Raw genomic sequence first — 21,449 nt, 5'->3', positions numbered from 1 at the left:
CTGTGCGTCCATCAAATATCGACGGCGTCTACAACGTCTTCTACTGCAACTGGGAAGTAAAGAATATCGATCTACGAATCGACGGCGAGAGCAGCTAGAATAGCCCGGCACATGTGTTACCCATGTCCCTGTGCTAAACAAGTGCCCACCGTACGGTCAACGTCGCGGGCCGCATCGGAAGACCAGCAGCTACATACGCACGAAAAAAAACGGCGCCCCGAAGGACGCCGTTCTTGTTGGCTGGCAGACGATTCAGTCTTCGATAATCGGTTGCCCGACCATCGCATCCACCCGCTCGCGCAACTGCTTGCCCGGCTTGAAGTGGGGCACCCGTTTTTCGGGCACCATCACCTTGTCGCCGGACTTCGGGTTGCGTCCGATGCGGGGCGGACGGCTGTTCAACGCGAAGCTGCCGAAACCACGGATCTCGATGCGCTGCCCGGTCGCCAGGGCGTTGGTCATCGCATCGAGGATGGTCTTGACAGCGTACTCCGCATCCTTGGCGACCAGCTGAGAGTAACGCTCAGCCAGTCGTGCAATCAGCTCGGACTTGGTCATCTGGTCGCCTCGACAGGCTATTAGTTCTTGTTATCGAACTTGGCCTTCAGCAGTGCGCCCAGGCTGGTGGTGCCCGATGCGGCGCTGCTGTCCGAAGCCAGCTTGCTCATCGCTTCCTGGGTGTCGGCACTGTCTTTCGCCTTGATCGACAGCTGGATGCTGCGAGCCTTGCGATCGATGTTGATGACCAGGGCTTCGACCTTGTCGCCCACTTTCAGGTGGGTGCCGGCATCTTCCACGCGGTCGCGCGAGATTTCCGAAGCGCGCAGGTAGCCTTCGACTTCTTCGTTCAGGGCGATCACGGCGCCTTTTGGCTCAACCGATTTCACGGTGCCGGTGACCAGCGAACCCTTGTCGTTCAGGGCTGCGAAGTTGTTGAACGGGTCGCCTTCCAGCTGCTTGACGCCCAGCGAAACACGCTCGCGCTCGACGTCGATGGCCAGAACAACGGCTTCCAGCTCGTCGCCCTTCTTGAAGCGGCGGACAGCTTCTTCGCCGGCTTCGGTCCACGACAGGTCGGACAGGTGCACCAGACCATCGATGTTGCCTGGCAGGCCGATGAACACGCCGAAGTCGGTGATCGACTTGATCGAACCCTTGACCTTGTCGCCCTTCTTGTGGGTCATGCCGAAGTCGTCCCATGGGTTCGCCTTGCACTGCTTCATGCCCAGCGAGATACGGCGACGCTCTTCGTCGATTTCCAGGACCATGACTTCGACTTCGTCGCCCAGCTGCACGACTTTGTTCGGGGCCACGTTCTTGTTGGTCCAGTCCATTTCCGACACGTGGACCAGGCCTTCGATGCCTTGTTCCACTTCGACGAACGCGCCGTAGTCGGTCAGGTTGGTGACTTTACCGAACAGGCGGGTGCCTTGTGGGTAACGACGCGACAGACCGGTCCATGGGTCATCGCCCAGTTGCTTCACGCCCAGCGAAACACGGTTCTTCTCTTGATCGTATTTCAGGACTTTAGCGGTGATCTCTTGGCCAACCGACAGGACTTCCGACGGGTGACGCACGCGACGCCATGCCAGGTCGGTGATGTGCAGCAGGCCGTCGATGCCGCCCAGGTCGACGAACGCACCGTAGTCGGTGATGTTCTTGACGACGCCGGTAACCACGGTGCCTTCTTTCAGGGTTTCCATCAGCTTGGCGCGTTCTTCGCCCATCGATGCTTCGATGACGGCGCGGCGCGACAGGACGACGTTGTTACGCTTGCGGTCCAGCTTGATGACCTTGAATTCCAGGGTCTTGCCTTCGAACGGGGTGGTGTCCTTGACTGGACGGGTGTCGACCAGCGAACCCGGCAGGAAGGCACGGATGCCGTTGGTCAGGACGGTCAGGCCGCCTTTGACTTTACCGTTGACGGTACCGGTGACGATTTCGCCCGATTCCATCGCTTTTTCCAGTGCCAGCCACGAAGCCAGACGCTTGGCCTTGTCGCGCGACAGGATGGTGTCGCCGAAGCCGTTTTCCAGCGACTCGATAGCCACGGAAACGAAATCGCCGATTTGAACTTCCAGTTCGCCCTGGTCGTTCTTGAATTCTTCGACCGGGATGAAGGCTTCCGACTTCAGGCCAGCGTTGACGATGACGAAGTTGTGATCCAGGCGGACGACTTCAGCCGAGATGACTTCGCCCGAACGCATATCCTGGCGTTGCAGCGATTCCTCGAAGAGGGCTGCGAAGCTTTCCATACCGGTATCTTGGGTGGTTGCAGTAGACATAGGTGATTTACATGTTAGCCAGCAGGACCAGCGATAGTGTGGTTCTGAACTGGGTCAGGTTGAAACAAATGCCCGTGCGGCAAACGCCTCACAGGCTCCTTTACGGCTGTACTACGGGTCCGAATTAAAGCATCCGGAAACATCCAGGTATTTACAACAATGCGTTCCAATGGAGCACTTGTTCCACTGCTTCATCAACCGTCATGTCTGACGTATCGAGGATATACGCACCCTCTGCCGGCACCAGCGGGGCGACGCTGCGATGGGTATCGCGTTCGTCGCGCGCCTGCAAATCAGCCAGCAGACCTTCCATATTAGCAGAAATTCCTTTGCCAATCAATTGCTTATATCGGCGTTCCGCACGTGCTTCTACACTTGCCGTGAGGAACACTTTGAGGCGGGCGTTCGGGAAGATGACGGTCCCCATGTCGCGCCCGTCGGCCACCAGGCCGGGCGCCTTGCGGAAGCCCAGCTGCAGGCCGTACAGGGCCTGGCGCACCGCCGGGAAGGCCGCGATCTTCGAGGCGCTGTTGCCCACTTCCTCGGCGCGGATCGCCGCTCCCACTTCTTCTCCGGCAAGGAAGATGTCGCCGTTCGAAAACGTGGCCGGCAGCTCGGCGCCCAGCTTCGCCACCGCGTGCTCGTCGTCGAGCGCGACACCGGCGCGGATCGCCGACAGCGCCGTCAGGCGGTACAGCGCGCCCGAGTCGAGCAGGTGGTAGCCGAGGCGGTCGGCCACGCGCGCGGCAACGGTGCCCTTGCCCGAGGCGGTCGGGCCGTCGATGGTGATGACGGGGATGTGGGAGTTAGGCATGATTTTTCTTTTTAAAACGGTTCAAAACAATTCGTTCCTGGCGATGCCGGCAAACGCCTCGAAGTAGTCGGGGAAAGTCTTGGCGACGCACTTCGGGTCGTTGATGCGCATGGCGTTGCCGCGGCGCGCCTTGCCGTCGAGCGCGGCGAGCGAGAAGCACATCGCCATGCGGTGGTCGTCGTAGGTGTCGACGGTGGCCGGCAGCAGTTCGTGCGGCGGCGTCACGCGCAGGTAGTCGGCGCCCTCTTCCACGATGGCGCCGACCTTGCGCAGCTCGGTCGCCATCGCCGCCAGGCGGTCGGTTTCCTTTACCCGCCAGCTGGCGATGTTGCGCAGGGTGCTGGTGCCGTCGGCATACAACGCGGCCACGGCAATCGTCATCGCCGCATCGGGAATGTGGTTGAAGTCGGCGTCGATCGCTTTCAGGACGCCGTTCGAGCGCGCCTCGATCCAGTTGTCGCCACGGGTAATCGTCGCGCCCATGCGTTCCAATGCGTCGGCAAAGCGCACGTCGCCCTGGATGCTGAGCTCGCCCACGCCCTCGACCCGCACCGGCCCGCCGCCGATCGCGCCGGCCGCCAGGAAGTAGGAAGCCGAGGACGCGTCGCCCTCGACGTGGATGCTGCCCGGGCTCTGGTAGCGCTGGCCCGGCTGCACGGTGAACGAAGACCAGCCGGCCTGTTCCACTTCCACGCCGAAGCGGCGCATCAGATTCAGGGTGATCTCGATGTAGGGTTTCGAGATCAGTTCGCCCTCCACGTCGATGGTGACGGCGTGGCCGCGCGTCATCAGCGGCGCGGCCATCAGCAGGGCCGTGAGGAACTGGCTCGACACATTGCCGCGCACCGACATGCGGTTCGCGTGGATATGGCCGCGCTTGATGTGCAGCGGCGGGAAGCCCGGTTCGCCGGTGTACTCGATCTGGGCGCCGACTTCGTTGAGGGCGTCGACCAGGTCGCCGATCGGGCGTTCGTGCATGCGCGAGACGCCGTGCAGGGTATAGCTGCCGCCGATCACGGCCAGGGCCGCCGTCAGCGGACGGATCGCGGTGCCGGCATTGCCCATGAAGAGGTCGGCTTCATGGTTCGGCAGTTCGCCGGCTTTGCCGTGGACGATGATGGTGCGCTCGTCGATTTCTTCCCACTCGATGCCGAGCGAGCGCAGCGCGCCCAGCATGACCAGGGTGTCGTCCGAGGCCAGCAGGTCGTGGATCGTGGTCGTGCCTTCGGCGAGCGCGCTAAGGAGGAGCGTGCGGTTCGAGATGCTTTTCGAACCCGGCAGGCGCACCGTGCCCTCCACGTGCATCACGGGTTCCAGGTCGATGTGCTGCGGGTAGTGTTTCGGCTTTTGCTGCGTCATTGAGGTTCCTGATTTGAAGCTGATCCTGGGACCGGAGGCTCGGCTGTCTCGATGGCCTCGCTCCAGGCCCGGCGGGCGCGCTGCGCATTCGTATAGATGGCTTCCAGCCCGGGACCGTCGTTCGCGGCCAGGCGTGCGCGCAATGCTGTCAATTGTGCCAGATATGCATCCAGCTCGGTAAGAAGCGCATCGCGGTTGGCCAGGCTGATGTCGCGCCACATTTCGGGCGAGGAGCCGGCGATGCGCGTGAAGTCGCGGAAGCCGCTGGCGGCGTACTGGAACAGCAGGTCGGCGTGCGGTTTGTGCGCGATGTCGTCGACCAGGGCAAAGGCCAGCAGGTGCGGCAGATGGCTGACCGCGGCGAATACGCTGTCGTGCTGCCCGGGCGTGAGCGTGTGGATGACCGCGCCGCACAGGCGCCAGGCCGCGGCGACCAGGCCGACGTCGCCCGGGGCATTTTCCGGCAGCGGCGTGATCACCGTTTTCTTGCCCTGGTAGAGATCGGGCAGCGCGGCGTCGGGACCGTTCGATTCGCGGCCGGCAATCGGATGGCCGGGCACGAACTGCCTGGCACGCTCGCCCAGCACGGCGCGCGCGGTGGCGGCGACGTCGGACTTGGTGCTGCCGGCGTCCGTGATCACCGTGCCCGGCTCCAGGTGCGGCAGCAGCGCTTCGAGTATCCGCGCCGTCTGCGCCACCGGTGCGGCCAGCAGCACCAGGTCGGCCCCATTCATCGCCTCTTGCGGAGAGGTGGTCGCCACATCGACGATGCCCAGCTCCAGCGCACGCGCCAGCGCTTGCGGCGAACGCTCCAGGCCGACCACTTCGCGCACGGCGCCGGCGGCTTTGAGCGCCAGCGCAAACGAACCGCCGATCAGCCCGACGCCGACGATGACGACTTTGCCCAGCATTTACGCCAGCGTCTTCTTCAGTGCGTCGATAAAGGCCGCGTTTTCCTGCGGCAGGCCGATCGAGATGCGCAGCCATTGCGGCAGGCCGTAGGCGCCCACCGGACGCACGATCACGCCCTGCTTCAGCAGCGCCAGGTTGACGCGTGCACCGGCCCCGTCGTCGTCGCCCACGCGCACCAGCACGAAGTTGCCGAAGGACGGCACGTATTCCAGGCCCAACTCATCGAAGGCGGCGGTCAGCTGCTTGTAGCCAGCCGCGTTGTTCTCGGCGCCCTTGGCCAGGAACTCCTTGTCGTTCAGCGCCGCAATCGCCGCAGCCTGGGCCAGCGAATTCACGTTGAAGGGCTGGCGGATGCGGTTCATCAAATCGGTGACGGCCGGCTGGGCAATCGCGAAGCCGACGCGCAGGCCGGCCAGGCCATAGGCCTTGGAGAAGGTGCGCGAGACGACCAGGTTCGGGTACTTGCGCACCCAGCTGGCGGACTCGAACTGGTATTCGGGCGCCAGGTATTCGTTATAGGCCTCGTCCAGCACGACGATCACGTTCGAAGGAACCTTGTTCAGGAAGGCTTCGATCTCTTGCGCGCCGATGAAGGTGCCGGTCGGGTTGTTCGGATTGGCCACGAACACCAGACGCGTGTCGGCATCGATGGCGGCAGCCATGGCGTCGAGGTCGTGGCCATACTTCACGGCCGGCACCACGATGGCGCGCGCGCCCACGCCTTGCGTCGCCAGCGCATACACGGCGAACGAATACTGCGAGTACACCACCGCCTCACCCTTTTGTACGAAGGCGTGGGCGGCGATTTCCAGGATGTCGTTGCTGCCGTTACCGAGGGTGATCCAGTCGGCCGGCACGTCGTAGCGCTCGGCCAGCGCGGCCTTCAGTTCGAAGCCGTTGGCGTCCGGGTAACGGCCCAGTTCCGCGGCGGCCTTGGCCATCGCGGCCTTGCTCGATTCCGGCACGCCGAACGGGTTCTCGTTCGATGCGAGCTTGACGATGGTGGCTTCGTCGAGACCGAATTCGCGGGCGACTTCAGCGATGGGTTTGCCGGCCTGGTAAGGGGCGATGGCACGAACGTACTCTGGACCGAATTGCGTCATGGTGAGATCTCAAAAAAATGGAAATTAGAGGCCGACCGGGTAGGAACCCAGCAGCTTGTAGAAGGCGGCATTGTCCTGCAGGTCTTGCAGGGCGCGCGCGACCGGCGCGTCCTGGCGGTGACCCTCGACGTCGACGTAGAAGTAATACTCCCAGTTACCGGTGCGCGCCGGGCGCGATTCGAACCGGCTCATCGACACGCCGTGCGTGGCCAGCGGCGCCAGCAGGTTGTAGACGGCGCCCGCCTTGTTCGGCACCGCCAGCACCAGCGAGGTGCGGTCCTTGCCCGAGGGCGTGGTGGCATGCTGGCCGATCACGACAAAACGCGTGCGATTGTGCGGGTCGTCCTGGATGTGGGCCTGCACCACGCCGAGCTGATACTGTTCGCCCGCCATTTCGCTGGCAATCGCCGCCACCGACGGGTCGCGGCTGGCCATCACCGCCGCCTCCGCATTCGAGGCCACGGCGCGGCGCGCGATGCCGGGATGATGCAGGTTCAGCCAGACCTGGCACTGGGCCAGTGCCTGCGAGTGGGCGCAGATGGTGGTGATGCCCTCCATGCTGCCGCTCTTGCTCATCAGGCTGTGGTGGACCGGGATCGAGACTTCGCCGCTGATGATGGTGGTGGTGGCCAGCATCAGGTCCAGCGTGCGGTTGACCGCGCCTTCCGACGAGTTCTCGACCGGGACCACGCCGAAGTCGGCGGTGCCGGCTTCGGCGGCGCGGAAGACCTCGTCGATCGAGGCGCAAGGCAGGCCTTCGACGGCGCTGCCGAACTGTTGATAGACGGCCTGCTCGCTGAAGGTGCCGGCCGGGCCGAGGTAGGCCACGGTGACGCGCTTTTCCAGCGCGCGGCAGGCGGACATGACTTCGCGGAAGATGGTTTGCAGGTCGTGGTCGTTGAGCGGACCGCCGTTGCGTTCGGCCACGCCCCGCAGCACCTGGGCTTCACGCTCGGGGCGGAACACGGGGGCGTCGGTTTCGGCCTTCACGTGGCCGACTTCCTGGGCCAGCCGGCCGCGCTGGCTCAGCAGGTCGAGGATTTGGGCGTCGATGGCATCGATCTGCTGGCGCAGGGGGAGGAGTTTGTCGTTCATTGTTGTGCTAGTTAAGACTGGTGTGGTGTTCGCAGTTGTAGGGTGGGCCGGGCCGCGTAAGGCACCTGTGCCCACGCTGTCTCATCGCTCGATATGCGGCGGCACCCGACGTCGGCCAGGCAATCGCTGCTCAACCGCCGTACCGCGTGGGCACAGGTGCCCACCCTACGAAAGTCAAAGGCTATTCAACCCCGACCGCAGGCGAAGCATCCGCCATCGGCCGCAGGCCGCTTACCGCCCCGCAAACTCGTTCAAATAATCGACCAGTGCCTGCACACCTTCGATCGGCATCGCATTGTAGATGGATGCCCGCATACCGCCGACGGACTTGTGGCCCTTCAGCTGCAGCAGCCCGCGCGCCTTGGCGCCGGCCAGGAATGCTTCATTCAGTGATTCGTCGCGTAAATAAAACGGGATATTCATGCGCGAGCGACATGATTCATCCACGCGGTTGGCGTAGAAATCGTCGCGGTCCAGCGCCTCGTACAGCAAGCGCGCCTTTTCGATATTACGCGCTTCCATCGCCGCCACGCCACCCTGCGCCTTCAGGTGCGCAAACACGAGTCCCGCGATATAGATCGCATAGGTCGGCGGCGTATTGAACATCGATTCGTGCTCGGCCACGTTCTTCCAGTTGAAGGCGGACGGACAAATCGGCAGTGCATGCTCCAGCAAATCCTCGCGCACGATCACCAGGGTCAGCCCAGCCGGCCCGATGTTCTTCTGCGCCCCGGCAAAGATCACGCCGTACTGCGACACGTCGATTTGCCGCGACAGGATGTGCGAGGACATATCCGCCACCAGCGGCACGCCGGCAGGCGGCTGCGGCACGAAGTTGTACTCGACCCCGTCGATAGTTTCGTTGGTGCACACGTGCAGGTAAGCCGCGCCCTCGGTCAGCTGCCACGACGCCTGCGCCGGCACCGACGTAAATCCCCCGGCCTGGCTGGAGGCCGCGACATTCACCTGCGCATAGCGCGCCGCTTCCTTGACCGACTTGCCCGACCACGATCCCGTGTGCACGAAGTCGATCACGGCCGGTTCGCGCACGCGGCCCAGCAGGTTCATCGGGATGATGGCGTTCTGTCCCAGCCCGCCGCCCTGCATGAACAGGATGCGGTAGTTAGCCGGCACGGCCAGCAGCTCGCGCAGGTCGGCCTCGGCCTGCCTGTAGATCGAGATGAATTCGGGACCGCGGTGCGACATCTCCATCACCGACATGCCGCTGCCCTGCCAGTCGAGCATCTCGCTCGCGGCCTGCTGCAGCACTTCCTTGGGCAGGACAGCCGGTCCTGCGGAAAAGTTGAATACCTGGGTCATGCGGTCCTTTCGCGTATGCTGACTATTTCTGGAGATCCTGTACGAAGGTCTGCATCAGTTGGTTCAAGCGCGGCATGATCACGCGCTGCGACATCGCCATGCTGTCGGCCGAAATCTTCGGCACGGTGGCGATCATCTTGCGCCCCACCGGGGTGCGGTAGAAGGCCGCCAGTTCATTGATCTCGGCCGTGGTGAAGTTGTTGGCATACATCAGCGCCATCTGCTCCATCATCTGGTCGACCACGGCCGGGTCGCGCATGATCGCCCACATGCCGTCGATCATGGCCGGCAAGGCACGCTCCATGCGGGCATGCATTTCCTGCTTCTGCTGGGCGTTCAGGCTCGCATCGCTGTCGATCATCGAGGTGAACTGCGACTGCATCATCGCCGGCATCGCCTTTTCCATCTCGGCATAGGCCGCCATCGTCATCTTGCGCGCTTCCATCGCGTCGAGCATGGTCTTTACGGCCGCCATGGTCTGCGGGTCGGCGCCGGGCGCCGTCTGCGCCAGCGCGGGCATGGCAAGGAAGGTGGCCGCGGTGGCCAGGGCAAGCAAAACTTTTTTCATTGTCGTGTACTTTCAGTGCATCGCAGGACGGACCCACGAAAAAAAACGCCACCCGCGCAGGGGTGGCGTTCGCGGCCTTTATTCCGGCGCCTGTTCGAGCTCGACCTCTTCGAGATCGGTCTCGACCACGCGCTGCAGGCCCGACAGCTTGGTGCCATCCTCGACCGCGATGAGCGTGACGCCCTGGGTCGCACGGCCCATCTCGCGGATCTCGGCCACGCGGGTGCGGATCAGGACGCCGCCGGTGGTGATCAGCATGATCTCGTCGTTGACGTCGACCAGGGTCGCGGCCACCACCTTACCGTTGCGTTCGGACTGCTGGATCGCGATCATGCCCTTGGTGCCGCGGCCGTGGCGGGTGTACTCCAGGATCGGGGTACGCTTGCCGAAGCCGTTCTCGGTGGCCGTCAGCACCGACTGCTGCTCGTTCTCGGCCACCAGCAGGGCGATCACGTTCTGGCCCTCTTCCAGGTTCATGCCGCGCACGCCGCGCGCCTGGCGGCCCATCGGACGCACGTCGTTCTCGTCGAAGCGCACCGCCTTGCCGCCGTCCGAGAACAGCATCACGTCGTGCTCGCCGTCGGTCAGCGCGGCGCCGATCAGGAAGTCGCCCTCGTCGAGGTCGACCGCAATGATGCCGGCCTTGCGCGGGTTGCTGAAGTCACGCAACGGCGTCTTCTTGACGGTGCCGAGCGAGGTCGCCATGAACACGTAATGGTCTTCCGGGAAGGTCCGGTTTTCGCCCGACAGCGGCAGGATCACCGTGATCTTCTCGTTGTCCTGCAGCGGGAACATGTTCACGATCGGCTTGCCGCGCGAGTTGCGCGAGCCCTGCGGCACTTCCCACACCTTCAGCCAGTACATGCGGCCGCGGTTCGAGAAGCACAGCATGTAGTCGTGGGTGTTGGCGATGAACAGCTGGTCGATCCAGTCCTCGTCCTTGGTCGCCATCGCCTGCTTGCCGCGCCCGCCCCGCTTCTGCGCACGGTATTCGGCGATCGGCTGCGACTTCATGTAGCCGGTGTGCGAGAGCGTCACCACCATGTCCTGCGGCGTGATCAGGTCTTCGGTCTCGAGCTCGTTGGCATTGTGCTCGATGGCCGAGCGGCGCGCGTCCTTGCCGTTTTCCGTGTAGTCGGACTTGATCTGGGCCATCTCGTCGCTGATGATGGTCGTCACGCGTTCCGGACGCGCCAGGATGTCGAGCAGATCGGCGATGTGGGCCATCACTTCCTTGTACTCGTTGACGATCTTGTCCTGTTCCAGGCCGGTCAGGCGCTGCAGGCGCATCTGCAGGATTTCCTGGGCCTGCTCGTCGGACAGCTTGTACAGGCCGTCGTGCTGCATGCCGTAGTGCTTCGGCAGGTGCTCGGGACGGAAAGCCTCGATGCCGCCCGACGCACCGAGGTCGGTACGCGTGAGCATTTCGCGCACCAGGGACGAGTCCCAGGCGCGCTGCATCAGTTCCACCTTCGCCACCGGCGGCGTCGGCGCCGCCTTGATGATGGCGATGAAGTCGTCGATGTTCGCCAGCGCCACCGCCAGGCCTTCCAGCATGTGGCCGCGCTCGCGCGCCTTGCGCAGCTCGAACACGGTGCGGCGCGTGACCACTTCGCGGCGGTGCGACAGGAAGCACTCCAGCATCTGCTTCAGGTTCAGCAGCTTCGGCTGGCCGTTCACCAGCGCCACCATGTTCATGCCGAAGGTGTCTTGCAGCTGGGTCTGCTTGTACAGGTTGTTCAGCACCACTTCCGGCACTTCGCCGCGCTTGAGTTCGATGACCACGCGCATGCCCGACTTGTCGGACTCGTCGCGGATGTCGGAAATGCCTTCCAGCTTTTTCTCGCGGACGTTGTCGGCGATACGCTCGAGCAGCGACTTCTTGTTCACCTGGTACGGCAGCTCGTCGATGATGATGGCCACGCGGCCGCCATCCTTGCCGTACTCTTCGAAGTGGGTCTTGGCGCGCATCACCACGCGGCCGCGGCCGGTGCGGTAACCGTCGCGCACGCCCGAGACGCCGTAGATGATGCCGGCCGTCGGGAAGTCCGGCGCCGGGATCAGCTCGATCAGCTCGTCGATCGTGCAGTCCGGGTTGCGCAGCAGGTGCTGGGCGCCGTTGATGACTTCCGACAGGTTATGCGGCGGAATGTTGGTGGCCATGCCGACCGCGATGCCCGACGAGCCGTTGATCAGCAGGTTCGGGATCTTGGTCGGCAAGACGGTCGGTTCTTTTTCCTTGCCGTCGTAGTTCGGCTGGTAGTCGACGGTGTCCTTGTCGATGTCGGCCAGCAGTTCGCTGGAAATCTTGTCCAGGCGGCACTCGGTGTAACGCATGGCCGCCGCGCTGTCGCCGTCGATCGAACCGAAGTTACCCTGGCCGTCGACCAGCGTGTAGCGCAGCGAAAAGTCCTGGGCCATGCGCACCAGCGTGTCGTAGATCGACGAGTCGCCGTGCGGGTGGTACTTACCCATGGTGTCGCCGACCACGCGCGCGCACTTCACGTACGGGCGGTTGAAGTTGTAATTACTCTCGTGCATCGAGTAGAGCACGCGGCGGTGCACAGGCTTCAGGCCATCGCGCACATCCGGCAGCGCACGGCCCACGATCACGCTCATCGCGTAATCGAGGTAGCTCTTGCGCATCTCTTCTTCGAGGGAAATCGGGACTGTTTCTTTTGCGAATTGATCCATTGGGCGTGTCGACTGCTTTCAGGCTGTGGATTTATGAATTACAAGCGGAGGATTTTACCATGGGCGACCCTCCCGCAGCGTAATTCGCAGGCAACTCTCCTTCTCCGCCGGCTACTTGCCAAGCACACACAATTGACCTTTTGACACATGCTTGTCATAAACCTTCGTCAAGCTAGCGTGCTCTGGCAATACATTGTTGCGCAGAAACAACGTGTCAAAATGTGATGCACCGCAAATGGGCATCGTGCGGTCGTGCGGTCATGGCGCATATGGCAAAATGGATGAGAAGTTAATTGCTAATTTCGCAATGCGAACCGTACACGGCTGCATGGATGTTAATATTCTGCTTACGTCAATGCGCTCAGCCCGCAACGGATGGATTTAAAACCGAAAGGAAGAAAAATATGAAGAAAATTGCAACCCTCATGCTCGCAGCTTCGGCAGCGATGGCTGGCAGTGCGTTTGCTCAAAGCGCACCGCCATACGCGCCGCTGACCACCGACATCCAGGCGAACAAGCCGTACAGCGCCTACGTCCAGGACAGCCGCGGCGTGATCGCGCGCGATCCTTTCGGCCTGTGCTGGCGTACCGGCTACTGGACCCCGGCCGACGCGGTCCCTGGCTGCGACGCGCCGCTGTGCGTCCCGCCTGAAAAACTCGAAAACGGCAAGTGCGTGGCCCCGCCGCCACCGGTCGAAGCCACGCCGCCGGCACCTGCACCAACCCCGGCACCGGCTCCGGTCCCGACCTCGGAAAAAGTGAGCTACTCGGCTGACGCCTTCTTCGACTTCGACAAGGCTGTCCTGAAGCCGGAAGGCAAGGCTTCGCTCGACGAACTGACCTCGAAACTGGGCGACATGAACCTGGAAGTCATCATCGCCGTCGGCCACACCGACTCGATCGGCACCGATGCCTACAACCAGAAGCTGTCGATCCGCCGCGCCGAAGCCGTCAAGGCCTACCTGCAAGGCAAGGGCGTCGATGCCAACCGCATCTACACCGAAGGCAAGGGCGAAGGCCAGCCGGTTGCAGACAACAAGAGCTCGGATGGCCGTGCGAAGAACCGCCGCGTCGAGATCGAAGTGGTCGGCACCCGCAGCCGCCAGCAGTAATCGGGCGTAAGAGCGGGTGGCCTGCCACCCGCTTGCAACAAGCTTTCGAACCCCGCTCACGCGGGGTTTTTTTCGTCCCCGGCACTTTTGTCGCCCGCTTGTACCTCACGGCGCAGAGTTTCCCGCTATTATTCCGACCTATGACTACGAACGCCGACCCCCTCGAAATCTCGAAATTCAGTGAACTGGCCCACCGCTGGTGGGACCCGACCTCGGAATTCCGACCGCTCCACGAAATCAATCCGCTGCGCCTGGAATGGATCAACGCGCGCGCGCCGATGGCCGGCAAGAACGTGATCGACATCGGCTGCGGCGGCGGCGTGCTGTCGGAATCGATGGCGCGCAAGGGCGCGAAGGTCACCGGCATCGATTTGTCGAAAAAGGCGCTGAAAGTGGCCGACCTGCATAGCCTGGAGTCGGGCGTGGAAGTGCGCTACAAGCTGATCGCCGCCGAAGACATGGCTGCCGAAGAACCCGGCCAGTACGACGTCGTCACCTGCATGGAAATGCTCGAGCACGTGCCGGACCCCGCCTCGATCGTGCGCGCCGCCGCTGCACTGGTAAAACCGGGCGGCAAGCTGTTCTTCTCGACCATCAACCGCAATCCGAAGGCCTATTTGCTGGCCGTGATCGGCGCCGAATACGTGCTGCGCATGCTGCCGCGCGGCACCCACGACTACGGCAAGTTCATCACCCCGGCCGAACTGTCGCAATACCTGCGCCTGGCCGGCCTGCAGGTGGACGGCATGAAGGGCCTGAGCTACAACCCGCTCACCAAAATCTATTCGCTCAACAACGACACCGATGTGAACTACATGGTGGCGTGCACGAAACCGCTTTGACCCTGCGCCAGACACGATGATCTCCCCTGCCACGCCCGCGCCGCGCGCCGTTCTGTTCGACCTCGACGGCACGCTGGCCGACACCGCGCCCGACCTCGCCGCCGCCGTCAACTGGCTGCGCACCGAGCGCGGCCTCGCGCCCACGCCCTACGCCATCCTGCGCCCCACCGCCTCGGCCGGCGCGCGCGGCATGATCGGCGCCGCCTTCGGCCTGGCGCCGGGCGACGCCGGCTACGAGGAATTGCGCCTCGCCTGGTTCGACCGCTACCAGGACCACATGGCCGTCGACAGCACCCTGTTCGAGGGCATCGACGCACTGTTACAGGGCATTACGGACGCTGGCATGGCCTGGGGCGTGGTCACCAACAAGCCTGCGCGCTTCACCGATCCCCTGATTCCGCAGATTAAGCTTGACCACGCGGGCTGTATCGTGTCTGGCGATACGATGCCGTTTTCGAAACCCCATCCGGCCCCGCTGCTGGAAGGCGCGCGCCGCCTCGGCATCGCGCCCGAGCACTGCTGGTACGTCGGCGACGACCTGCGCGACATTGAAGCTGGCCGCGCCGCCAACATGGTGACGGTCGCGTGCGCCTGGGGCTATTGCGGCTCGGTCGAACCGTCGACCTGGGGTGCCGACTACCTGTGCGCCACGCCGCTGGATCTGCTGGCCCTGCTGCGTTCATGCGCCACAGTCTCCTCGCCAGTTGCTTCAATCGCATGACGGAGGGTGGGCATTTGTAGCGCTGGCATTTAGCCAGCCCTACTGCCCACGCGGTCAATTGACGTCCGCATCCACACAAGGTGGACGGTTCCGCTGCCTACGCTTCACCCTATCAAATTTGTCCCTTACATCTGATTACGACTGATACAGCCTCAGGTCTACCGTGTAACCGTCCATTTCCGTAATCTGCATCCATCGAACAACGCAACACCACATGGAGCAGAGAACATGACCACCACCCAAGCCACCACCCGTATCCATCCCCTGATGGCCGCCGCTGCCGCCTCGGTGATCATCGTCAGCCTGACCGGCGCCGCCGCCATCACCGGCCTGCTGCCCTCGTCGCGCAGCGCACCCGAGCCGCAAGCCGTCCCTCTGGCCGCCGCCCCGATTGCCCCGGCTGCCGCCCAGCTGCAGCCGACCGCACTGCCGGCCCAGCTGGCAGCCGCCCCGACACCGGTCGTGGTCAGCGCCGCCCCAGGCACGACCACCTACGTGCAGCCGGCGACCGCCAACGCCCCGGTGATCGTGGTCAAGCGGGAACCGGCGCCGGTGGTGAAGCACACCGTGGTCAAGCAAACCGTCGTACAAAAACCGCGCGTCGTCGAGCACCGCCCCGCCCCGCAGCCGGTCCGCTACGCCGAACCGGCCTACCACCCGGCGCCTGCCCCGGCCCCGGTCCAGCAAGGCTCGAGCTATGTCGGCGTCGCCACCGGCGCCGTCATCGGCGGCCTGATCGGTAACCAGGTCGGCGGCGGCAACGGCAAAAAGCTGGCAACGCTGGCTGGCGTGATCGGCGGCGGCTACCTCGGCAACGAGATCGCCCAGCGCAACGCCGGCAACCGTTAAGCAACATAAGGAACTGCCGCGCTAACGCGCAGCAGTTCTTCCGCCAGCGTTGACCGTAGGGTGGGCACGCTGTGCCCACGCGGAACTCCGAGCACCGTTCGCTTCACACATCAAAGCAACACGCAGTGCACACGTACCCGCTTTGGAGTACAATGGAAGTTCTTTCGTTGGGGGGCGACCTGGTTTCGACGTGGGTTGCAAAGCAGCGCAGGGCATACCGAGGGCTGGTTACCTCGTAAATACACCCAGAAATCAATAACTGCAAACGATAACTCGTACGCACTCGCAGCTTAATTGCTGCTAGCTCTACACTACCTCGCCTCTGGGGTGGGCCGCAAGGCAAGTAGAGTCATTTACAGAGGCTAGGAATCACTCGGGTTACTTGGGTGCTTCCGAAATTTAAGGTAACTCGCTTGTACAAAGGGTGCACATCCCCGTTGTCCAGGTTAAATTAATTGATAGTGCTAAGTATGTAGAACTGTCTGTAGAGTGCTTGCGGACGCGGGTTCGATTCCCGCCGCCTCCACCAAAATTTGTCCTCACTGCCCGCTATTACATTTAGCAGTGATCTAAAGGCTGTCATATTGAAATTGCTTTGAACGCTAGTTCTCAGCATGATCAATGAGACAGCCTTTTTTATATTCATACGTTACTTGACCATCACTCATCCCCAATAATGTAAACAAAAGAGCTGGCGATTTTACACCTGTAAAAGTATCCTTGCCTCTTAGAATCATGCAATAATTACTAGTATTCATGTCATTTTATACTTTGCGATATGCCTACTATTAAGCTAAAAGCAATTCGATTCGGAGCAATTCCTTTCCGCAAGTTAGCAAATCTGACAATTCCCCTTGCCCCAAGGCTTACAGTTATCGCTGGACATAATGGTAGCGGAAAATCAACAATTCTTGGTCTTCTTGCCAATGGATCTGGCCTCACCACCGTAGACAATAGAAGCTATTTCGAACGCTTATATCAAGCAAATTTTCAAGAGATTTTTACATTATCGCCAAAATACGATTTTTTTGAAAATCCTGATGAAAAGCCCCAAGCTGAAATTGATTATGAGATAAATGGTAAGGCTCTTACAAAGCGATGCAACACCACAAAACGTATAACAATACGAGGGACTAAACGAGAGATTTCGTTGAGAGTAGTGCCACGCAATGAGCCAAAGGATGAATTCATCTCAGAAGGAGTTACTGTTGGCCCTGATGCTAAGGTTCCTTTGCCTACTATCTATCTTGGCATGTCCAGAATGATTCCTCTAGGTGAAAGCCATCCGACAAACGTCGAAGTCGCAGAAGACAAAAATATCGACAAAACCGATGCCAAGTATATTCAGGAAACGATTAACTCAGTTATTACTACTGGTGCATTTGCAAATAAAACGATTATTGATCAGCGTATAGCAAACACTCTAAAAAAGTCGAAACATCCAGCTTATCCTTATGACTCCAAAGCTGTTTCATTAGGGCAAGATTCGCTAAGTTCTATTGTTACCGCACTCGCTTCATTTAAAAAATTGAAGCGCGAACTTGGGGGTGAATATCCTGGGGGATTATTGATTATCGATGAGGTCGACGCCTGTTTCCACCCTCGCACACAAAATGATTTGATAGCAACTTTGCTAAGAGAAGCAAAATTGCTCTCGCTACAAGTTGTCGTGACTACCCATTCCTTGACTGTCATTGAAAAAATTATGACGGACCAAGCACAAATCAAAAATCCTGTTGGGAAAGGGCACGATACTGTCGTATATTTGATGGAACCCCTTAATCCTTACATCCAGGAAGACTTGACGTTCGAAGACATCAAGAGGGATATGTATGCTGCATTGCCAGAACCAAACAAACCCAATATCCAGCGTGTAAAGATTTACACAGAGGATGATGAAGCATTATATGTATTGAAGTTAATTCTGACACCCAAAACCAAACAAAGAATTAAACAAGAAACTGGTTTTTTGCCAGATCCAATCTCAGCCAAAATGGGTTGCAGTAATCTTATGCAACTCTACAAGCAGGATCCATATTTCAAACAGGTAGTTATTGTTTTAGATGCGGACTCGGATACTAAGCCGGTGAAGAAAACCAAAGCAATAATTAAACTGCCCGAAGATCGAAACAAAGAAGTTAAGCAGTCGCCTGAAGTGATTCTACATACGTTTTGCATGTCTTTAAATGAGCACCCAAATGAACATGTCAAAACTTGGGATCTATTCAAGAAATCCAAGATTACAAGCGCCACGATTAAAGCAAATTTCTTAGACGGAAATTACAATATAAATGATCGGAAGTCTGCTAAAGATTGGTTTATTGAACGACAGTCACGCTTTGATCAAATTAAGCTCTATCAACGATGGCTAGAAGAAAATGAAGAAGGCGTTGAAAAATTCATCCAGAATTTAATTTCTGCAGTGTTATCAGCAACTGGAAATAAAAAATTAGCTAATTAGCTCCACTAGACACAGCGCACTTATATGTATTCCAACAAGCTTTATACTCCTCTACGTTATCCAGGAGGGAAAGCAAAATTTGCACCGTTCATTACTAAGATTCTTCAACTCAACAATCTCGTAGGCGGGCACTATTTTGAACCATATGCTGGTGGTGCCGGGATTGCCTTAGAGTTGCTATACGACAACACAGTAAGTCATGTTCATATCAATGATTTCGACCCGGCAATTTTTGACTTCTGGGAAACTGTAACTAAATACCCTAATGAATTACTTCGCTTAATTCATGACACCCCCGTCGATATGGACCAATGGCATCATTGGCGATCAATTATGCGAGGAGAGATTGAAGCGGACCAAATTTCTCGAGGATTTGCGACTCTTTTTATGAATCGAACAAATCGCTCAGGAATTCTAAAAGCTGGAGTAATTGGTGGGCTATCGCAATCCGGTGATTATAAATTAGATGCGCGTTTTAAAAAATCTGTCTTAGCTGAGCGAATCATTCGCATAGCCAAAAATACAAACAAAATATCTGTTTACAACGAAGACGCGCTATCAATTCTGAAACGCTCTAAGGATTTTTTGCCCACTAAATCCTTAATTTATCTCGACCCTCCATATTACGTAAAAGGACAAGGACTATATCGAAATTTCTACAGCCATTCTGATCACGTAAATATTGCAACTTATCTGAAGAAGCCGCGCTTTAACCGTCCTTGGGTTGTGTCATACGACAATGTTGAGGAGATAAGAAACATGTATGAGCCAGCTCCTTTTCTCACTTACGGTTTAAACTACACGGCCCAAGAACGCTACACTGGCTCTGAAATAATGTTCTTTAGCTCTAACTTAGATATACCTGATGAGGTAATTGCGAAACCTAGCTTGAAAACAGCCTAACGTCATGATTTCAACTACAGCAGTTCAACGCCCTTTGTTTTCTCCAGATACTATAACTAGGTATCAAGCCGATCAATATACTCACGGCGCAATGCATCATACGAGCAAAGCAATCCCTGAGATTTTCCTGGAATATGCCTCGGAAGATCTGCCATCGGGCGCGTCTGAAAAATTACTAATAAACTCTCTATCTAATGCGAAAAGAGCGCTTCATGCGCAGGTGGAGATTTTATGCGAAGGATTTGGTGCAAGTAACTTAAACAAGCAATTGCAAAATTTCCCGAGTCGCCTTGATTTTTTAGAAAAATGCGGCATTCTAAGACCGAGAATATTCCGGAAGATTAATAACCTTAGAAACCTTGTAGAACACGAATACCATATCCCAACGCAACAGCAAGCAGAAGATTTTATCGACATCGTTTATCTGTTCTTAGATGCAGTCAAAATATTTCGCTATAACCAGCCTTATGACATAGAATGGTTTGATGAGGTTTACGATTTCACTGGGACCTACCAATTGAAATCTATGCATGCATCATGGGCAAAGGGGAAGATTACATTGCGGAGTCAATTCAAGGGAGCCGAGCGACAGGACCCATGGATCACACAGGAAATTTCTGTAAATGACCCTGCCTATTTTATCTGGGTAAAAATGATGCTACAGCACGACTACTAAATTTCACTAATAAATCTATGAATATTGGACATTCCGTTGTCTATCTTTATTCGGCACTGAAAAATAATACGATTTTCAGTGCCAAATTAACATCTCAGACCGGCTATCAAGAACTCGCGCCCGCATCCGCAGCCTGCGGATCCACCCGCAAGGCCTTGAACAAGGCCTCGTTAAACGCCGGAATATCATCCGGCTTGCGGCTCGTGATCAGCTTGTCGTCGATCACCACCTCCTGGTCGACCCACTCCGCCCCGGCTGCACGCATGTCGTCCTGGATCTCGGGATAGCTGGTCAGGTGCTTCGACTCGGCAATCCCCGCATCGATCAAGACCCACGGCCCATGGCAGATCGCGGCCAATGGCTTGTCCTCGGCATAGAAATTCCGCACAAAAGCCACCGAGTCCGCATCCTTGCGCAGCAGCTTCGGATTTTCTTCGCCACCCGGCAACACCAGCGCATCGAAGTCGCCCGGCACCGCATTCTTGATGTTCATCTCGACCTTGAAGGTGTCGCCCGGCTGGTCGTGGTTCATGCCCTGCACGTCCTCGCCCACGCCCTTCGGCGAAACCAGGATCACCTGCGCGCCCTGCTCTTCGAGGAAGCTGCGCGGCCCCGTGTATTCGACCTGCTCCACGCCGTCCGTCATCAGCACGGCAATGCGCTTGCCCTGCAGCGTGCGTGCCACACCGACGCCTTCGACCGCCTGGTCAACGCCACCATGATTACTCTGCTCCATACGACCTCCTCAAGATGAATAACTGTGAATCATTTGTTATCGATTGTAGGAGGCCGCATCGGGAAATGGCGCGCGCTACGCGGCACGCTACGCGACGCGCGGATTAAACGCCAGGTCGCGCGCCATCGCCTGGTAAAACGCCCGCGCTTTGTCGTTGTCGGCCGGCGGCAGCACCACTTCCAGCACCAGGAACAGGTCGCCCGGCGTCGCGGTCGGAATCCCCTTGCCCTTCAAGCGCAGCTTGCGCCCGCTCTGCGAGCCGGCCGGCACCGCCACCTCGACCTTGCCCGACGGCGTCTGCACCGACACGCTGCCGCCGAGCGCCGCTTCCCACGGCGTCACCGGCACCGTTTCGTACACGTGCGCACCGTCCACGCGATACCGCGCATCCTGCGAGAACTGGATTTCGAGATACAAATCGCCCGGACCGGCGCCGCCATGCCCCTCGTGCCCCTGCCCCGCCAGGCGCAATTGCTGCCCCGGCGTCACGCCGCGCGGGATGGTCACGTTCAGCGTCTTGTCACGCAGCGCCGTACGGCCGCGGCCGTCCTGCTGCGGCAGGCGCAGGTTCACGGTCCGTGTTGCGCCGTGATAGGCGTCCGCCAGGTCGATGGTAATGGCGGCGTGGATGTCGTCGCCGCGCATCTGGAAGCCGCCGCGGCGCGTACCGCCGGCCTTGGCGAACAGGTCGGCAAAGAACTCATCGGCACCGGCGCCGCCGAAGTCGAAGTGCCCGTTCCAGTCCGGCGCCTCGTACTGCTCACCCGCGTATTGTGTGCCCGCATAGGCACGTCCACGGGCGTCGTAGGCGGCGCGCTTGTCGGCGTCGCTCAGCACTTCGTAGGCTTCGTTGATTTCCTTCGTCTTCGCGTCCGCGTCCTTGTGCTTGCTGACATCCGGGTGGTACTTGCGCACCTGCTTGCGGTACGCCTTCTTGATGTCGTCCGCGGACGCCGTCCTGTCGACGCCAAGGGTCTCGTAATAGTCCTTGTATTCCAC

General features: G+C 59.4%; 19 protein-coding genes and 1 other RNA gene. 8 read left to right on the top strand and 12 right to left on the bottom strand.

Annotation, left to right across the window (positions count from 1 at the left end; translation table 11 throughout):
• Positions 1-252 precede the first annotated feature (252 nt).
• From LK540_RS23690 to gyrA, 10 genes are all read right to left on the bottom strand, one after another.
• The gene (locus tag LK540_RS23690; RefSeq protein WP_056344442.1) at positions 253-558 is read right to left on the bottom strand and encodes an integration host factor subunit beta; all 306 of its coding nucleotides are present in this window, start codon (positions 556-558) and stop codon (positions 253-255) included.
• Between the two features lie 20 nt (positions 559-578).
• Positions 579-2,285 carry a 30S ribosomal protein S1 gene (rpsA, locus tag LK540_RS23685; RefSeq protein ID WP_267498895.1) on the bottom strand — a complete coding sequence of 569 codons (1,707 nt, stop codon included), beginning with the start codon at positions 2,283-2,285 and terminating at the stop codon, positions 579-581.
• Positions 2,286-2,436: 151 nt separating this feature from the next.
• Entirely contained in the window at positions 2,437-3,099 is a 663-nt protein-coding gene (gene cmk / locus LK540_RS23680; RefSeq protein ID WP_229439862.1) for a (d)CMP kinase, read from the bottom strand.
• A gap of 21 nt (positions 3,100-3,120) precedes the next feature.
• Entirely contained in the window at positions 3,121-4,458 is a 1,338-nt protein-coding gene (aroA, locus tag LK540_RS23675; protein ID WP_229439861.1) for a 3-phosphoshikimate 1-carboxyvinyltransferase, read from the bottom strand.
• Positions 4,455-5,369, bottom strand: coding sequence for a prephenate dehydrogenase/arogenate dehydrogenase family protein (locus tag LK540_RS23670; protein WP_229439860.1), 915 nt, complete (start codon positions 5,367-5,369; stop codon positions 4,455-4,457). Before LK540_RS23670 ends, aroA begins: the two co-directional genes overlap by 4 nt.
• A complete protein-coding gene (gene hisC, locus LK540_RS23665; protein ID WP_229439859.1) occupies positions 5,370-6,473 on the bottom strand; it encodes a histidinol-phosphate transaminase in 1,104 nt (367 codons plus the stop codon).
• Between the two features lie 24 nt (positions 6,474-6,497).
• Positions 6,498-7,568 carry a prephenate dehydratase gene (gene pheA, locus LK540_RS23660; RefSeq protein WP_229439858.1) on the bottom strand — a complete coding sequence of 357 codons (1,071 nt, stop codon included), beginning with the start codon at positions 7,566-7,568 and terminating at the stop codon, positions 6,498-6,500.
• Between the two features lie 231 nt (positions 7,569-7,799).
• The gene (gene serC, locus LK540_RS23655) at positions 7,800-8,888 is read right to left on the bottom strand and encodes a 3-phosphoserine/phosphohydroxythreonine transaminase (protein WP_229439857.1); all 1,089 of its coding nucleotides are present in this window, start codon (positions 8,886-8,888) and stop codon (positions 7,800-7,802) included.
• A gap of 22 nt (positions 8,889-8,910) precedes the next feature.
• Positions 8,911-9,456, bottom strand: coding sequence for a DUF2059 domain-containing protein (locus tag LK540_RS23650; RefSeq protein WP_229439856.1), 546 nt, complete (start codon positions 9,454-9,456; stop codon positions 8,911-8,913).
• A gap of 78 nt (positions 9,457-9,534) precedes the next feature.
• Positions 9,535-12,150, bottom strand: a complete 2,616-nt coding sequence (gene gyrA / locus LK540_RS23645; RefSeq protein WP_229439855.1) for a DNA gyrase subunit A — start codon at positions 12,148-12,150, stop codon at positions 9,535-9,537.
• Between the two features lie 404 nt (positions 12,151-12,554).
• On the opposite strand from gyrA, the gene ompA reads away from it, so the two are divergent.
• The 8 genes from ompA to LK540_RS23605 all read left to right on the top strand — a co-directional run bounded on the left by ompA (position 12,555) and on the right by LK540_RS23605 (position 19,714).
• The gene (gene ompA / locus LK540_RS23640) at positions 12,555-13,262 is read left to right on the top strand and encodes an outer membrane protein OmpA (protein ID WP_229439854.1); all 708 of its coding nucleotides are present in this window, start codon (positions 12,555-12,557) and stop codon (positions 13,260-13,262) included.
• A 140-nt stretch (positions 13,263-13,402) separates the two neighbouring features.
• Complete coding sequence (ubiG, locus tag LK540_RS23635) at positions 13,403-14,104, top strand: bifunctional 2-polyprenyl-6-hydroxyphenol methylase/3-demethylubiquinol 3-O-methyltransferase UbiG (RefSeq protein ID WP_229439853.1); 702 nt, start codon at positions 13,403-13,405, stop codon at positions 14,102-14,104.
• A 16-nt stretch (positions 14,105-14,120) separates the two neighbouring features.
• A complete protein-coding gene (locus LK540_RS23630; RefSeq protein WP_229439852.1) occupies positions 14,121-14,825 on the top strand; it encodes an HAD family hydrolase in 705 nt (234 codons plus the stop codon).
• A 228-nt stretch (positions 14,826-15,053) separates the two neighbouring features.
• Positions 15,054-15,674 (top strand): glycine zipper 2TM domain-containing protein, encoded by a 621-nt coding sequence (locus tag LK540_RS23625; protein WP_229439851.1) that lies wholly within the window; start codon positions 15,054-15,056, stop codon positions 15,672-15,674.
• A gap of 170 nt (positions 15,675-15,844) precedes the next feature.
• Positions 15,845-16,203: a transfer-messenger RNA gene (ssrA, locus tag LK540_RS23620) on the top strand.
• Between the two features lie 249 nt (positions 16,204-16,452).
• Positions 16,453-18,135 (top strand): AAA family ATPase, encoded by a 1,683-nt coding sequence (locus LK540_RS23615; RefSeq protein ID WP_229439850.1) that lies wholly within the window; start codon positions 16,453-16,455, stop codon positions 18,133-18,135.
• Between the two features lie 24 nt (positions 18,136-18,159).
• Positions 18,160-19,038 (top strand): DNA adenine methylase, encoded by an 879-nt coding sequence (locus LK540_RS23610; protein ID WP_229439849.1) that lies wholly within the window; start codon positions 18,160-18,162, stop codon positions 19,036-19,038.
• Positions 19,039-19,042: 4 nt separating this feature from the next.
• Complete coding sequence (locus LK540_RS23605; protein ID WP_229439848.1) at positions 19,043-19,714, top strand: hypothetical protein; 672 nt, start codon at positions 19,043-19,045, stop codon at positions 19,712-19,714.
• A 106-nt stretch (positions 19,715-19,820) separates the two neighbouring features.
• Here the strand turns inward: LK540_RS23605 and LK540_RS23600 are convergent, their stop codons facing one another.
• Together LK540_RS23600 and LK540_RS23595 are read right to left on the bottom strand one after the other, a co-directional pair.
• Positions 19,821-20,450, bottom strand: a complete 630-nt coding sequence (locus LK540_RS23600) for a type 1 glutamine amidotransferase domain-containing protein (RefSeq protein ID WP_229439847.1) — start codon at positions 20,448-20,450, stop codon at positions 19,821-19,823.
• Positions 20,451-20,537: 87 nt separating this feature from the next.
• Positions 20,538-21,449, bottom strand: coding sequence for a DnaJ C-terminal domain-containing protein (locus LK540_RS23595; RefSeq protein ID WP_229439846.1), 912 nt, complete (start codon positions 21,447-21,449; stop codon positions 20,538-20,540).

It is taken from the genome of Massilia sp. IC2-278, from assembly GCF_020708045.1.
GTDB lineage: Bacteria > Pseudomonadota > Gammaproteobacteria > Burkholderiales > Burkholderiaceae_D > Telluria.
Note: the sequence above shows the minus strand (reverse complement) of the source record. Positions and strands in the feature narration are given on the sequence as shown.